The sequence below is a fragment of the Candidatus Doolittlea endobia genome (assembly GCF_900039485.1).
GTDB lineage: Bacteria > Pseudomonadota > Gammaproteobacteria > Enterobacterales > Enterobacteriaceae > Doolittlea > Doolittlea endobia.
Genome location: NZ_LN999833.1, coordinates 554,414 through 569,668, shown reverse-complemented (window position 1 = coordinate 569,668; position 15,255 = coordinate 554,414). Strand labels below are relative to the sequence as shown.

The window sequence follows — 15,255 nt, the reverse complement described above, 5'->3', positions numbered from 1 at the left end:
TGTTTGTGAATAACGCATAACGCCGGCAAATGCCGGTGTTGTCGTTCGTAGCAAAACTGCAAATAGCGTAGCTATAGTAGCTTTATATCCACAATAGCAATATTTTTGTAACAATTTTGTAATAAAGCTTTCGCGAATATCGCGGCTTTCAATAAAGCTATATTTTACTCACAAATATGCAATTATTATTTCTAGCTGACGACTGCGCCTTCTATCTCCAGAGCCCATAGAGTTATACGCTATTTAATAATTTTGTCATGTATCGTTTTAATGTTAAAAGTAAATAATTTTACGATGTATTTCTCGCGTTACAAACATGCGCCAGAACTCATTTGTAGTTGTGACTCAAATTTATTGATCTTCTATGCTTCTTTTTTTAAATAGCCGGCGGGAGAGAAGATAGTACTCTAGTTTGATTTTAATCTACAATGTGCCCATCAGAAGTCAACCGAGATGTTTACCATTACGAGAACACAAGCCACATCTCGAAGGAGCAACAGCCTAAAGCCTACTCAAAAGGGAGGTCAGCGTTTGTTCGTGACTGCGTGTAGCAGTCAGACTTACCCGTTTTCACTGTCGGTAGGTTAAAATTCTTCATTGTTTTTGCTGACAATTTCATCTTCACGTTCTACGTCTCCAACCAGACTATTACCCTCAGAGCTATACAGCAACATATTACGTAGCTTTTTGTCCAGATCAGCCGCTACTTCTGGGTGATCCCTGAGGAAGCCACAGGCATTGGCTTTGCCATGGCCGATCTTCTCGCTATTATAGCTGTACCAGGCACCGGCTTTTTCAATCAGATTGTGTTTAACACCCAAGTCAACCAATTCATTGAAAATATTGATACCTTCTCCGTATATTATTTGAAATTCAGCCTGTTTAAACGGCGCGGCAACTTTATTCTTTACGATCTTAACACGGGTTTCGCTGCCCACCACTATATCACCTTCTTTTACCGAGCCGATGCGGCGGATGTCAAGACGAACCGATGCGTAAAACTTAAGCGCATTACCGCCGGTAGTGGTTTCAGGATTGCCGAACACAACGCCAATCTTCATACGGATCTGATTAATGAAAATTAGAAGTGTATTAGTGTTTTTCAAGTTGCTCGCTAGTTTCCGCATTGCCTGGCTCATCATGCGGGCGGCTAACCCTATGTGAGAATCGCCGATTTCACCTTCAATTTCCGCTTTCGGAGTCAACGCCGCAACAGAGTCGACAATGATAAGATCTACGGCGCCAGAGCGGGTCAAAGCGTCACAAATCTCCAATGCCTGTTCGCCTGTATCCGGCTGAGCGCATAGTAAATTGTCAATATCGACGCACAGCTTTTTAGCGTAGATGGGGTCTAAGGCGTGTTCGGCATCAATAAAAGCGCAGGTTTTACCTTCACGCTGCGCCGCAGCAATTACTTGCAGGGTTAAGGTCGTTTTACCAGATGATTCTGGGCCGTAGATTTCAACGATGCGTCCCATAGGAAGCCCACCTGCACCCAACGCAATATCTAGAGACAGAGAACCTGTAGAGATTGTTTCCACATCCATGGAGCGATCTTCACCTAGGCGCATGATTGCGCCCTTGCCAAATTGCTTTTCAATCTGCCCTAATGCTGCCGCTAACGCTTTTTGTTTATTTTCATCAATAGCCATTCTAACTCCCATCGAGCTGGAAGCGACACTGCCCCCTTTTGCGCCAAATAATATATATCAGCGATATCGAGTGCTAATTATACTGTATTATTGTACAGTATCAAGTAACTTTTTAGAAAAAGTGACAAGTGATATGATCAGCATAAAGTACATCATCTGATGATGTGTTCTCTCCAATCTGGACTATCATCACAAGACGAACATACCAACGTACACAACTTATCAAACCTTATCAGTATGATAAGCGATATAATCAAACTTACAATATACGTGGATAGTGACTTAATATTTACTAATAAGAGTGTACAGTCATATATCATCCAATGATTTTGTCACGCATTGTTTTTAATTTTGTGTTAACACTTTTGTAGTATCTGTACATTTCGGCTTCAAAAATATAGCCATAGATTGTAGACTATCGTTCACCTGCTGTAATAGATCAGTATTTCAATATTAGATGAAAAGTTGGTAATGACTCAGATTTATTGGTAGATCACACATTAATTAATTATGACTTAAATTTATTGATTTTATCTTCTTGTTTTTTTAAATATAGCAAAGGTTGATGTGATGCGCTTAGTGAAGGTGATGGTGTTCGATGTAATAGCCATTCAGCATCGAGAGCTCAACGCTATATATTAAAATTGTGGTTACGAACGTTCCTGCTTCATTTCACTATCTACTAGACTCTCGTTGATATGGCAATGAATGGTTCTGAATGACGTATTAGCCTCAGTACTGTTCTAGTAAATTTTAAAGCAATTACCCTAAAGCAGGATGCCGATAGCATCAGATCTAATGCCAATAAAAACAATCCTTGTTGCCTGTTTATGCTTATGATCGCATAAAATTTTCTATGCTTATATTTTTAATGACTGCTGTATGCCGTTGATAAGGACTTGTTGTACACAACCAGACATGTAGTAAAAAACATACTTAACCGACAGAACGGTAGGTCGTAACACTATAACCTAGTCTCAAATGAGAGACTCCTGCACTTCATTGCTGCGGCATCCAAATACTTTAATTATGTGGCATATTCGGTCCTGATTAAAAATGGCTTGCCATTGTTTACAGAATATGTGATAACATAATTGATTAAAACGAGGTACAGTTCTGTATATGAGTGGCATTTTCAGTAAAGAAGTTTTGCGTGTAAACAATTTCGATTGCACACCGCTTCTCTGCCGATCTTTATCTTAGTGCCTCAAGCAGTAACGACTCCAGTTTGTCTCTGTGTCGCTCAAAGGCGATTTAAACACTCTCAAGGAAATATGCAAGATGGCAAAGATTAAAGGTCAAGTGAAGTGGTTCAATGAGTCTAAAGGTTTTGGTTTCATCACTCCGGCTGATGGCAGCAAAGATGTGTTTGTTCACTTTTCTGCTATTCAGGGTAATGGTTTCAAAACACTAACTGAAGGTCAGAATGTTGAATTTGAAATCCAGGATGGCCAGAAAGGCCCTTCAGCAGTTAACGTAATTGCTTTGTAATCCAGATTACTGCATGGTTCTTTGACTGATGGATGGCATCCAAGTTCCCCCCTTTGGCTTATGTCAGTAGGGGGTAACTTTGGCGTTCGAGGTTCTCGCTGTTGCATGCGTCTTTTTATTTCTTGTAAACCAACTGCGCTGGTTCCAACCACTAATTGGAAGAATGATAAGTCCTGTTCCAACTGTTTTTGTTTATTATTTCAGATTAGCCCTATTACTGCTAATAGCTGAAAAATCCAGGTGCGTAGACACTGAACAATAACCTCAGCAAGAATTATGACTATTTGCGTAAATTTGTTTTACTAGTGCTTAATTGACTTCGATGTACAACACGGTACAGGCGTGAGTTTAGTCAGCGAGACCCACTTAAGAGTCTTCGGAAAATTTTTTAATGACTACTGGTCTGCGTGCGCAATACGCCGACCATCTTGGTCCCTCGCCTGTATAGCAGTGTGAGCCTGCACAGATGCAGGCTCAGTTTAAATACAACTGGACGCAAGTGGATGTTTATAAAACGGAAATTTTGCTGCAATCTAACGGTGACAATGGATAGGTTTGATTAGATCTCATGCACGTCTGTGCGCCGAAAACCCTCCCTAGATACGGGAACGTTTATTTTGATGACGTCAAAAGTCTGTTCTGTATAAAAGAAGTTTAACCATCATTCATTCATGGTGACGCCACATTTGGTTTTTTATCAAGAAGTAAGTAATTAAACCTTGCCCGTATTTTATTTAATTTTATTTTATAACAAAAAACTAATGCGCTATTAACGACCGATAAGATCGGTCGTTGCTCAACACAGTTGCTCAACACAATAGCCAATCCGATAAGTGCCACCGCGTTGGTTCGACGGAAGTACGGAAAACGCTACCCATGGCGACGGCAAAGTCGAGTATAATCCACCAGTGCCTATTTGTAATAAAAATCATTCTCATTAATGCTGCGACACAGCAAAGGCATTTTTGCCTGATTTCATTTATCCATTTCCACAGGCCCGGCCTGAGCTTTCAACCATCTGAGCATCAGTTCAGATAGATACCAGGCGAATGTAGGCGGCATATTTCGGTTAACATACTGTAGTCCAGAATGGATGGCGGCGCTGTTCTCACGTGGTCAAGCAGATCTTCGCGCACGATGACTACGGTTAGCTCGGCCAGCTCGATATTTTTGCACTCCTGCATAAATTACTCTAAATCGACTGACATCCAGCTGGTGCGACAAAATAATAAGAAGAGAAATCTGCCACTACTATTCTGTCACCGAAATCCGGCGGTTCATTGATGACTATACCATCAATATAGTTTCGTTTTGACAATAATGTAAATAAACGCTATCGGTTGATAATGCACAGTCGCACATCGGTTTAATCGCGCATAAACCGTTAATTTCAGTAGTGACATTTATCACTTACGGATTGCAATATTTTTTGCACTTCCTTTATAGCACTGTGCTCAAAAATAACCAGTATTGATATAATCAGCACGGGTAGCCTTCTCCTAGAAGGCCCAGCGGTATCACGGCGAATTGCGCACGTGTTCGCGTCAAGAGCGGTTCATGACTGCTTAGCCGTCCCAGCCAGGAGAGAATATACACCCTAGATATGTACTGCAGAGACTGCATCGTTAGTAATAACGGCGCAGACCTTTTTGGGTGCCAATGAGTGGATCACTACGTATCACTAATCAGTGATGGCGGCAAAATATTATCCAAGCGCAATTACATCAAGCGCCTTGATTAAACAGCGTAGCTAGCAACGATACAACCTCCTGATTACCATTAACATGATTGTTTACATTTAGCGCATGTTAAAATTCGCGATTCGTACCACTCTATCAGGTTATGCTGCAAGCCAGGATTTAATCGGAAAGAACAAATCGTTTATTGCTAATTCGCGCTATCTTTGAATAGTTTTGCATCAACTTGTAGCGCTGCTATCAGCGTAACCATATCCTGCGGTAACGGTGCATGCCATTCCATCTTAATCAATGTAATGGGATGACATAGTCGAAGGAGAGTGGCATGCAGCGCTTGGCGATTAAAATTGCACAGTAGTTCATTGAATTCGTCAGAAGCTCTCTTTGAGGGTCGCGTGCGGCCGCCATAGAGCGGATCGCCCACAAGCGGATGCTTGATATGCGCCATATGCACGCGAATCTGATGCGTTCGTCCGGTTTCTAAACGCAATCTCAGGCGAGTATGAGCTCGGAAGCGTTCCATTACACGATAATGGGTCACTGCCAACTTGCCCATCGGATGCACCGTTATGTGCTTCCGCTTAATAGCGTGGCGCGCAGTCGGCTGTTTTATTGTGCCTCCAGCTGTCATGGTACCGATAGCAACTGCCTCGTATTCACGGGTAATCTCCCGCACCTGTAGCGCTTGCACTAAACGTGTATACGCCAGCACGGTCTTAGCCACCACCATTAGGCCGGTTGTGTCTTTATCTAAACGATGCACGATGCCTGCACGTGGAACATCTACAATAGGCGGAAAATAGTGCAGCAGCGCATTTAACACAGTGCCATTAAAATTACCAGCTCCGGGATGCACGACCAGATCACGCGGTTTATTAATGACGAGAATATCGTTATCTTCATAAACAATATCTAGCGGTATAGATTGTGCTTCTAAACGCGGAGATTCTTCGATACGTAATTGTATTTCAACAGATATACTACCAAGTATTTTTTCTTTGGGGACTGCCGTAACCTGTCCATTCACTCTTACCAAGCCGTTAAGGATCCAGGTTTTTATTTGCGATCGCGAATAATCAGGGAACAAGTCTGACAAAACCTGCATTAAAGATCGCCCAAGTGGTGATGTGTTCACAGTTGCAGTGAGGTATTGATACTGTGCCATAATAAGATATTTTCGTTAAGGTGAAGTTTTTACGGCAATGCCGTTTAAAACAGCACTCTATTGTAGGTAGTATCATTCAGGAGCTAAAGGGATAGTCTATCCCTCCAAGGATAAGCAAAACGTTATGACGAGCATGAAAGATCTGGTCATTTGCGCCACACTTGGCCTAGTGCTAACGGGTTGTGTTAATAAAAAAGATGTCGTTCTCAACAATTCCCTTTGTGAGATCTATGGTGCTGCACAGCAAAAATTGCAGGACGGTAATTACAATAGCGCAATTAAGGAGCTTGAAGCACTGGACAGCCGTTATCCGTTTAGTTTCTACGCGCAGCAAGTTCAGCTTGACTTGATTTTTGCTTATTACAGATCTACCGATCTACAACTGGCGCAAGCCTCTATCGATCGTTTTCTGAAGCTGAATCCAGATCATCCGAATATCGATTATGTTCTTTACATGCGGGGTTTGATTAATATGTCGCTAGATGACAACGCACTGCAAGGATTTTTTGGCGTTGACCGTTCCGATCGCAGTCCAGAACGTGCCTGCACGGCATTTCATGATTTCATAGAATTAATTCGAGCCTACCCAAAAAGTAACTATATCATAGATGCCATTAAACGTCTAGTGTATCTCAAAAATCGTCTAGCTAAGCATGAATTATCCGTGGTGAAATACTACGACAAACGCGGCGCTTATGTCGCGGTGGCTAATCGAGTGGAGAAAATGCTGCGTGACTTCCCCGACACACAAGCGACGCGCCAAGCGTTGCTCTATATGGAAAAAGCCTACCGGAAATTGCAATTGATTGGCCAGGCGGATAAAGTGTCGAAAATCAAAACGGCAAATCCGGCCTAATGTTGTGGCAAAAACATGCTATGAACGATAGTTTCCGCCGCTGTTTCTAAAAAGTTGACCTGGTAACGTTGCTTCAGTGTATATGTACTGATTCAAACAGTCGCAGTAACGTGCGATTAAGAGCATCTTAAGTATGTTTAACGGAACACTTAGCGTGCTTTATCATGATGCCTCTTACATTCTGTTGAAGAACAAGGGATACAGGTTATAATTTTACTGTGAAAACACAAAGAGCATTATTGTATTGATCTCTGCAAAATCACCGTTGTAAAAATTCAGCTTAGTTACTCTATTTATCTTGCTAAATATAAGAAATTATCAAAATGTAATCTGAAAGCACTGATTCATTTCTCTGATATGTAAATCCTTATTTATTAATTGAGTATTGACATTTGCTGTAGTGTTGATCGGTATCGCCGACCTGCAGCGATATCTAAGTGGTAAGCGGTACTTGCAATTTTCCTGCAAACAATCAATTAGTTATAAAATATCCTTGCACATGAGAGGCGCTTTAGTTAACATTCAAACCAGTTTCGGTCGATGTCTCATGTGCTATATTGGATCTGAGACAATATGCAATGGTTACCGCAAGGGTATTGAAATGTTATGTACCAAGCTTTATTAGTCATATTTCTGTTAGTAGCAGTCTGTTTAGTTGCGTTGATCTTGCACCAACAAGATAGAAGCACTGATATGGGAGCCTCTTTCGGTTCAGGTGCTTTTAGCGCCCTGTTCAGTTCAGGTAATTCCAGTAATTTTGTAACTCGTCTGACAACCATACTAGCAACGGTGTTTTTTGTACTCAGCCTGGTGATGAGTAATCTGAGCAGTAATCATTGTCAGAAAGACGGTCAAACGGATAAAGCGTTAGCAAAACAGGGTAGTGATATTCCGCAGTAAACGTTGCCTGCCAAACAGGACAACGATCAAAGCATAAGATTTGATAGCAAGTGCCGAGGTGGTGGAACTGGTAGACACGCTACCTTGAGGTGGTAGTGTCCAATTGGACTTACGGGTTCAAGTCCCGTCCTCGGTACCAATCCCGGAGGCAACTTGCTGTTAGGGGTTTCTTATCGTTCCATTTTCAGGCGCGGGGTGGAGCAGTCTGGTAGCTCGTCGGGCTCATAACCCGAAGGTCGTCGGTTCAAATCCGACCTCCGCAACCATATTCTTTTGTCTATGCCGTCGCAAGCGTGCGAAAATAATTTTTAAAATAGTCTTAAAACCATTTGCAGTTCATAGGATCCAGTTGCTTAACGCATCAATTTTTTAAGATTTTCGTTTCACTACAGTTATGGTGAATCTTTGTAGATAGTCTTTTACATTAAGTTAAATAGATATTGATTGTTCTTGTTTTTAGACAAAAGGTTTATCACGCTAATATGTGGTTATATTTAAATTTTAAACATACGATTGTTATATAGGGTAGTGGATATTAAATGTGCTCTTACTCAGATTTTCTGATAATAATCTATTCTCAGATCTATTGCCTATGTTGTACTCTTCTTGTTTTGAAAGAACATTGCGCAATAAACGCGACAATACGTGCTGCGTTCTCTACCACCGTCGGGCATTTGAATTACCCATCTGGCTAGCAGACCTTGAGCATAGAGAACAAGAGCGTGTTTAAGTAACTAGTAACGGGACATAGTTCTCCTGTATAGCTTCGTGCAGAAAAACAGCTATGTGCGATAAGGTGCATGCAGTGATCGATGATTAAATAAGTTCAGAGCAACAAAGGAAGGCAAGAACGGCGCTGCCGACCGACATCGGCAAGAAGCTGGCTTTGGTAAAGGTTAATTATTTACGCCTCAGGCAGGCGTGCGTGGATTTATTTTCTCAAGGAGTGCAAGAATGAAACAACGGTTAATAACCGTTTGTTTATTCACCGCCGTGTTGGCGACATCGGCGTTTGCCGACGATGCCGGTGTGTTGCAAAGTCGTTTGAATCAGGTCAACAGTTTCCATGCTAGCTTCACTCAGCGTGTAAGCGGAGTAGAAGGCGACGCGGTGCAAGAAAGCGAAGGTGAACTATGGGTAAAACGGCCGAATCTATTTAATTGGCATATGATCGCGCCGGATGAAAATGTGCTAGTGTCTGATGGTAAAACTCTTTGGTTTTATAATTCTTTTGTTGAACAGGCGACTGCTAATTGGCTAAATAACGTAACCGAAAACACGCCATTCATGCTAATCACCCGCAACAGCGCCGCCGACTGGGGTCGGTATAATGTGAAACAGCATGGTGACAGTTTTACTCTATTGCCGAAAGAAGATAACGATAATCTAAAACAGATTATGATTAATGTCGCCGGTAATGGCATTATTACCGGATTTACCGCTGTAGAGCAGGATGGAAAGCGCAGTACTTATTACCTAAAAAACCAGAAGAACGGCCAAGTGGACAGCGCCAAATTCTATTTTATCTTACCGAAGGGCGTGACGTTAGACGACCAACGCCAGTGAAGATACTGGCATTCTGGACTTTTCCAAAATGCATTTCAACTTCTGGCAACGCATATGCATCCGTCAACACTTTAGCTCTATACTTTAGTACTATACCGAGAAGCCATAAAGAGAATATGATTTCACCTTTTGATTGGGGTCAAAACCGAGCGCTCTTCTTTTAAATTGAGTTTGTGCCAGGGTCTATTTGTTGCAGAGTTTGACAACTCAAGCTATTTGCTTGATGATCAACTAGGCTATAATGGATAGAATAGCTAGAAACTCTACCGATCACCAAAATCTTACGGTAAGGTTAGTGTTTTGAATTCATGATGTGGCTTCACCTAGAGTGCCGCTAGGTTGTAAACGTGCAGAAAATAATCACAGGATTAGCATGCTCGATCTTAATCTACTGCGTAACGAGTGCAACGCAGTCGCTGAAAAGTTAGCTCGCAGAAAATTTACACTAGATGTGGCATTATTGCTCCAACAGGAAAAGCGTCGCAAAGCACTTCAAGTAGAAACCGAAAACTTGCAAGCTGAACGCAATACCTGCTCTAAAACGATCGGAGCTGTAAAATCTCTCGGTGGAGACATTGGACAGATGCGCAAAAAAGCTAGTCAGTTAGGTGAACGCTTAAGCGCCGCTAAAATCGAATTAGGCATCATCAAGAATGATATTCGAGATTATGTACTTTCTCTGCCAAATATACCCGACGATGAAGTGCCTGACGGGCAGGATGAAAACGATAATCTGGAAGTTTCACGTTGGGGTGAACCACGGCAGTACGATTTGCCCATCCGTGATCATGTGGAGCTCGGTGAATTCTCTGGCGGACTCGATTTTGCTGCGGCAGTCAAGCTGACCGGAGCACGCTTTGTGGTAATGCGTGGTCAGATAGCTCGTCTGCACCGCGCGTTAACTCAGTTCATGCTAGATTTGCATACCGAACAGCACGGCTATGTGGAGTATTATTTACCTTACTTAGTTAACCATACTTCCCTGTATGGTACAGGGCAGTTACCTAAATTTGCAGAAGATCTATTCCATACTCATCCCCTGAGCGAGGTAACGAACACTAGTTCTTATGCGTTAATTCCGTCCGCAGAAGTACCTCTGACCAATTTGATGTGTGATAAAATTATCGATGAAGATGCGTTGCCGATGAAGATGACCGCTCACACGCCATGTTTCCGATCCGAGGCCGGCTCTTACGGACGCGACACCCGCGGGCTTATTCGTATGCACCAATTTGATAAAGTGGAGATGGTGCAGATAGTGCACCCGGCACAGTCGATGCAGGCGCTGGAAGAAATGACCAGCCATGCCGAAAAAGTGCTGCAATTGCTGCAATTACCGTATCGAAAAGTGTTACTGTGTACTGCTGACTTAGGTTTCGCCTCTTGTAAAACTTTCGATTTAGAAGTATGGCTACCATCCCAAAAGACCTATCGTGAAATCTCCTCATGCTCTAATATCGGTGATTTTCAGGCGCGGCGGATGCAGGCACGTTATCGTAGTCGGACGGACAAAAAACCGCAACTCGTACATACACTCAACGGTTCCGGTCTAGCGGTTGGCCGTACGCTGGTAGCGGTGTTAGAAAACCATCAGATTGCTAATGGGCACATTGCCATACCGGCAGTACTGCAGCCATATATGAAAGGCTTAACACATATCGGTTAAGTGATCGCCTACAATAGGGATCATAGACGGCGATGGGAGTCAATGACTATTTAGTATTAGCGACGCTATATATTTAAAGGTTGTGCTCAAAACATTCTAGCTTCATTTTTCACCGATGCCATCTAATACATGGTTCTGGATACAGGGATGCTACATAAAAGTAGCAGGCATGAACTTCAAAGCTTTTCGGTATATTGAAAAAATCACGTTCAGACAGGTTGTTAGTAAAACAAAGCCTAATACTGAGGTTTTAATGACCTTAATGGCCTTTTGTACGTAATACCGGCTCTTTCTCTATTACTGGTTGCATGCGCCAGTGAATAAGGCATCTAATTCGTCGATTAGGGCGCTGTCCGGGCGACAGTAAAAAACGCCATTTCCCGGCCGTGTCGCATCAATACCGCGCAAAAACAGATAATACACGCCGCCGAAATCGCGCGAATAATAATAATCTGCCAGACGGTGACGTAGATAGCGGTGTAACGCTAGGGTATATAGCTGATATTGTAAATCATATCGGTGAGCAACCATAGCCTGCTCCATTGTCAATTGTGTGTAACTGGCACTCGTTTCTCCCAACCAGTTAAATTTATAGTCTACTAAATAATATCGATCATGCCAACGGAAAACTAAGTCAATAAACCCTTGTAACATTCCCTTGATCTGGGGAAAATCCAGTGGCGAACAACGCGCCGATAAAAGATCGTAATGCTTGCAGATCTGATCTAGATCGCGTGCCTGCACTACAGCATCAATGGAAAGATAAAATTGTAGTTCAGCCTGTCGGCTGTCATGTGTCAACTGCACGAGAGAGAACGAGTTACCGTCCAGTGGTATAGTGATAATTTTTTCCATCCAGTCTGCTATTACTGGCAACCAAACAGCATCGATACCCTGTTGTGCTAGTTGTTTGTTAAGCCATTGCAGATCCAGTGGCTGATTAAAATCTAAGGTTTTAAGCAAACCGTGCAAAAATGTTCCCGGTGCCACACCGCGCGGAAAGCTATGCGGAGTTAGCTGTAGCATTTTCTGCTGATTGTCCTTCCATGCAGCGTCAATATTTAACAACGGCTGTAATTCCATCACCGCCGAGCTACTATGACGTTGCAATTCGGAATAGCTGCTAACCCGCCATGGATCGTGCAGCAGTTCAGGAAAGTGGCGAGCGCTTAGCGCTTGCGCTGGCGCTGCTGCAGGAGTAAGCGGTTTCCCCGCTGCGACCCGCGCTTCGCACAACATAATATCGCCATCGGCGCGGTTTACCAGCTCAGCTAAGCATTTACGTAAATTATCGGCGTCACCACTCTGGCCTTGCTGGATTAAATATCCCAGAGCACTGAGATGTAAATTGCTAGCGCCGGTTTTTTTACGGTTACCGCGACACAGTGGAGCAATACCAAAACTGCAATGATAAATAGAGCGTGTTACCGCCACGTACAGCAGCCGCAAATCCTCCGCCAATCGCTCTTCTTCCGCTAGCCTTAAGCTATCCTGCGTTACGCGAAGATCTAGCCATGCCACGTAAGTTTCACGATCGTGGAACAGCGGCCGCTTTTGTATGCGAAAATCGGCCATAAACGGCAAAAAAACTAATGGGTATTCCATCCCTTTTGATTTATGTATTGTGATAATTTTCACTAATTGACGATCACTTTGTAACCGTAATTGCTGATTTTCCATTTGCAGGTTAGGAGAAGCTATTTGCAACCTGAACCAGCGGACAAGTGCATATTCGTTTCCTAACTGTGTGGAAGCTTGCTGCAGCAATTCACCTAAATGCAACAAGTCAGTCAATCGGCGTTCTCCACCTTGGCTTGCCAAAAAATTTTCCGCAATATGGTAGTTCTTCATCATCTGACGCAGCATTGGTAATACTCCGCTTTTTTGCCAGCGCTCACGATATCCAACGAATTCCACAACGCGCTCTTCCCAACGTCGTTCGTCTTTGTTCAGTGTGTCAATAGCGACAGCGTCGAAACCTAGCTGGCTAGTGGCCAACGCAGTGCGAAGCACTGTATCTTTTTCTGGTGTCAACACTGCCTGCAAGATCCATAAAAGTTCACGCGCTTCTTGTGTGTTAAAAACGCTATCCTGATTAGAAAGATACACCGACGGGATCGTCAGCATCGCCAGCGCATCGCGTATCAATGCCGCCTCGTAGCGGTTGCGTACTAACACCGTAATATCCGACGCCTGTAGTGGCTGTCGTTCTCGACAGCTTTCCAACCAGGCTTCTCCCTCACTCGCGGCGTGAAGCCAATCGCGGATGCTAGTGGCGCACTGCTGCGCCATATACTGTTGATACTCACTTACACTAACGCCGGCTCCAGGTTGTAGCCAGACGCGCATTGCCGGCTGTGATTGTTGTTCAACGACTAACCGCAAACGGGTATTGTTTTCCGCAGCCGTTACCGGAAAAAAGGGGATCGCGCTGAAAATAAACGGAGACGGCACACTTTGGAACAACTGATTCACTGCATTGACCATCCCTGGAGCTGAGCGCCAGTTAGTATTAAGGGTATAGTGAGTATCTATTTCTCTTCTGGCGCGTATATAAGTAAAAATGTCAGCGCCGCGAAACGCGTAGATCGCTTGTTTCGGGTCGCCTATCAACAGTAGAGCACAATCTTGTTTGCCGCTGTACACACGATGGAAAATACGATATTGTCGAGGATCGGTGTCCTGAAACTCATCAATCATCGCTACTGGATAACGTAAGCGCACCGATTTAGCTAAAGCTGCCCCACTACGTCCGGTTAGCGCCCGATCCAAACGACTTACCAAGTCATCGAACCCCAGCTCCGCCCGCCGCCATTTTTCCTGTTCAAGCGCCTGACGTATCTCTGCCAGAGCCATCATGAATATCAGATCGCGCAAAGACGTCCTGTTCTGACAAAAAGTCTGCACCGCAGAAAATAGCGCATGGCGAGGCGGATCGCCGGCGATCGTTTTTTCGACCAATACCGCACTTGTAAACCGTTCAAGCTCATCAGGAAGCTGATAATCGACTGTAGGCTGCTCCGCCCAAAAATTGATTTTCGCTAGCCAAGACGACAGATTTTTGCTGTTATAAACACGACGGTCGAGTTTGTATGTGTCAAAGCTCGCTGAGATTTTCGCTGTTGCAGCGCGCCATTGTTGCTTCAGGTTGTCAATACTGGCAATGATACGCGCATGCCGTGCCAGGATAGACTCACTTAACGCTGGTGGATCGCATACTTCCGGCAACTCACCTTCCAAATAGGGCACTAATTCCGACAGTAAGTCTTCCGGCCCTTCCCAGTACTGCTGTACTATACGCGCAACCTCTAGCGGCAACGGATAGCAATGACGGCGCCAAAAGTCAGCACTTACTTGCTGGCGAAGGAGTGTTTCATCTTTCAGAAGAGTCTGCTGAAACAGCATGCCTGATTCGACGGCGTTATAGTTCAACATACGCTGGCAAAATCCATGAATAGTAAATATTGCCGCCCTGTCTATTTGTTGCTCCGCCGCCAGCAAATGCAGAGCGGTAAGCTTATAGTTATCAAGCCGATCTAATACTACCGCCAGTAGCGGGTCCTCGCTTTTACCTCGCATGCAATCTAGCCGAAGGCGACGGATATTGTCACGAATACGGGCCCGTAGCTCTTCTGCGGCGACTTCAGTAAAGGTTACTACCAATATTTCTTCGACGCTTAAAAGTCGAGGAAATGCTGTCTCACCGCTCAGTCCGAGAAGCAAACGCAGATAAAGCGCAACAAGAGTATAAGTTTTTCCCGTACCCGCCGACGCTTCGACAAGGCGAACCCCATGAAGGGGTAAGAACATGGGGTCAAGGCTTTCTAAGGTCTTCAATAAGTTCATTCCTTTATGTTGCGCTATCAGCGCTTTTACAGCGCTGAGGTAAGAGATGCGTCGGCTTAAATTCATACTTTTAGATCAGATTTTCGCCTTATTTGTTTGATGACAAAAGCGATGTTGGTACGTTCCAATAACATAATCAGGCAGCCAAACTCTCCGAGAGAGTTGTTTGTAAGAAAAAACACGCAACAAATAATCCATTATTTTTTGTTACATCGCCCAATTTGCTTTTGCTATCAGGCAACCTGTTTAGAACTCGTAACGACAACCACTAAATCCTGATTTGCTTTTTGTATGGCTTTTCACACCGGTCAGAGAAAGATCCGATACCCGTTCTGCGGACGTTTCTGCTATATTCTTAGGGCAACACTCGCTTGAAAATCAAACGTTACGCTCTCTATCCATTGCCATAGACGGAC

At 43.8% G+C, this 15,255-nt stretch carries 8 protein-coding genes, 2 tRNA genes and 2 pseudogenes; 8 read left to right on the top strand and 4 right to left on the bottom strand.

Going from position 1 to position 15,255, the window contains the following annotated elements:
- Positions 1-584 precede the first annotated feature (584 nt).
- Positions 585-1,652, bottom strand: coding sequence for a recombinase RecA (recA, locus tag A4A68_RS02035; RefSeq protein WP_067566007.1), 1,068 nt, complete (start codon positions 1,650-1,652; stop codon positions 585-587).
- 1,122 nt (positions 1,653-2,774) lie between these two features.
- Between recA and A4A68_RS03490 the strand changes: the two are divergent.
- Both A4A68_RS03490 and cspE read left to right on the top strand, forming a co-directional pair.
- Positions 2,775-2,910 (top strand): annotated as a pseudogene (locus tag A4A68_RS03490) (DUF2627 domain-containing protein).
- Positions 2,911-2,933: 23 nt separating this feature from the next.
- A complete protein-coding gene (cspE, locus tag A4A68_RS02030) occupies positions 2,934-3,143 on the top strand; it encodes a transcription antiterminator/RNA stability regulator CspE (protein WP_067566004.1) in 210 nt (69 codons plus the stop codon).
- A 978-nt stretch (positions 3,144-4,121) separates the two neighbouring features.
- Here cspE and A4A68_RS03895 read toward each other — a convergent pair.
- Positions 4,122-4,679 (bottom strand): annotated as a pseudogene (locus tag A4A68_RS03895) (aminotransferase class V-fold PLP-dependent enzyme); the annotation flags it as partial.
- 351 nt (positions 4,680-5,030) lie between these two features.
- On the bottom strand, positions 5,031-6,005 hold the full coding sequence (rluD, locus tag A4A68_RS02025) for a 23S rRNA pseudouridine(1911/1915/1917) synthase RluD (RefSeq protein ID WP_067566001.1): 975 nt from the start codon (positions 6,003-6,005) through the stop codon (positions 5,031-5,033).
- A gap of 124 nt (positions 6,006-6,129) precedes the next feature.
- Here rluD and bamD point away from each other — a divergent pair, with 124 nt between their 5' ends.
- From bamD to serS, 6 genes are all read left to right on the top strand, one after another.
- Positions 6,130-6,861: an outer membrane protein assembly factor BamD gene (gene bamD / locus A4A68_RS02020; RefSeq protein WP_067565999.1), complete on the top strand. Its 732-nt coding sequence runs from the start codon at positions 6,130-6,132 to the stop codon at positions 6,859-6,861.
- A gap of 606 nt (positions 6,862-7,467) precedes the next feature.
- The gene (secG, locus tag A4A68_RS02015) at positions 7,468-7,761 is read left to right on the top strand and encodes a preprotein translocase subunit SecG (protein ID WP_067565997.1); all 294 of its coding nucleotides are present in this window, start codon (positions 7,468-7,470) and stop codon (positions 7,759-7,761) included.
- A gap of 52 nt (positions 7,762-7,813) precedes the next feature.
- A tRNA-Leu gene (locus A4A68_RS02010) sits at positions 7,814-7,900 on the top strand.
- A gap of 50 nt (positions 7,901-7,950) precedes the next feature.
- Positions 7,951-8,027: transfer RNA gene (locus A4A68_RS02005), tRNA-Met, on the top strand.
- A 688-nt stretch (positions 8,028-8,715) separates the two neighbouring features.
- Positions 8,716-9,327, top strand: coding sequence for an outer membrane lipoprotein chaperone LolA (gene lolA, locus A4A68_RS02000; protein WP_067565994.1), 612 nt, complete (start codon positions 8,716-8,718; stop codon positions 9,325-9,327).
- A gap of 373 nt (positions 9,328-9,700) precedes the next feature.
- On the top strand, positions 9,701-10,993 hold the full coding sequence (serS, locus tag A4A68_RS01995; RefSeq protein WP_067565991.1) for a serine--tRNA ligase: 1,293 nt from the start codon (positions 9,701-9,703) through the stop codon (positions 10,991-10,993).
- Positions 10,994-11,290: 297 nt separating this feature from the next.
- Here the strand turns inward: serS and recB are convergent, their stop codons facing one another.
- On the bottom strand, positions 11,291-14,839 hold the full coding sequence (gene recB, locus A4A68_RS01990; protein ID WP_067566552.1) for an exodeoxyribonuclease V subunit beta: 3,549 nt from the start codon (positions 14,837-14,839) through the stop codon (positions 11,291-11,293).
- Between the last annotated feature and the right edge of the window lie 416 nt (positions 14,840-15,255).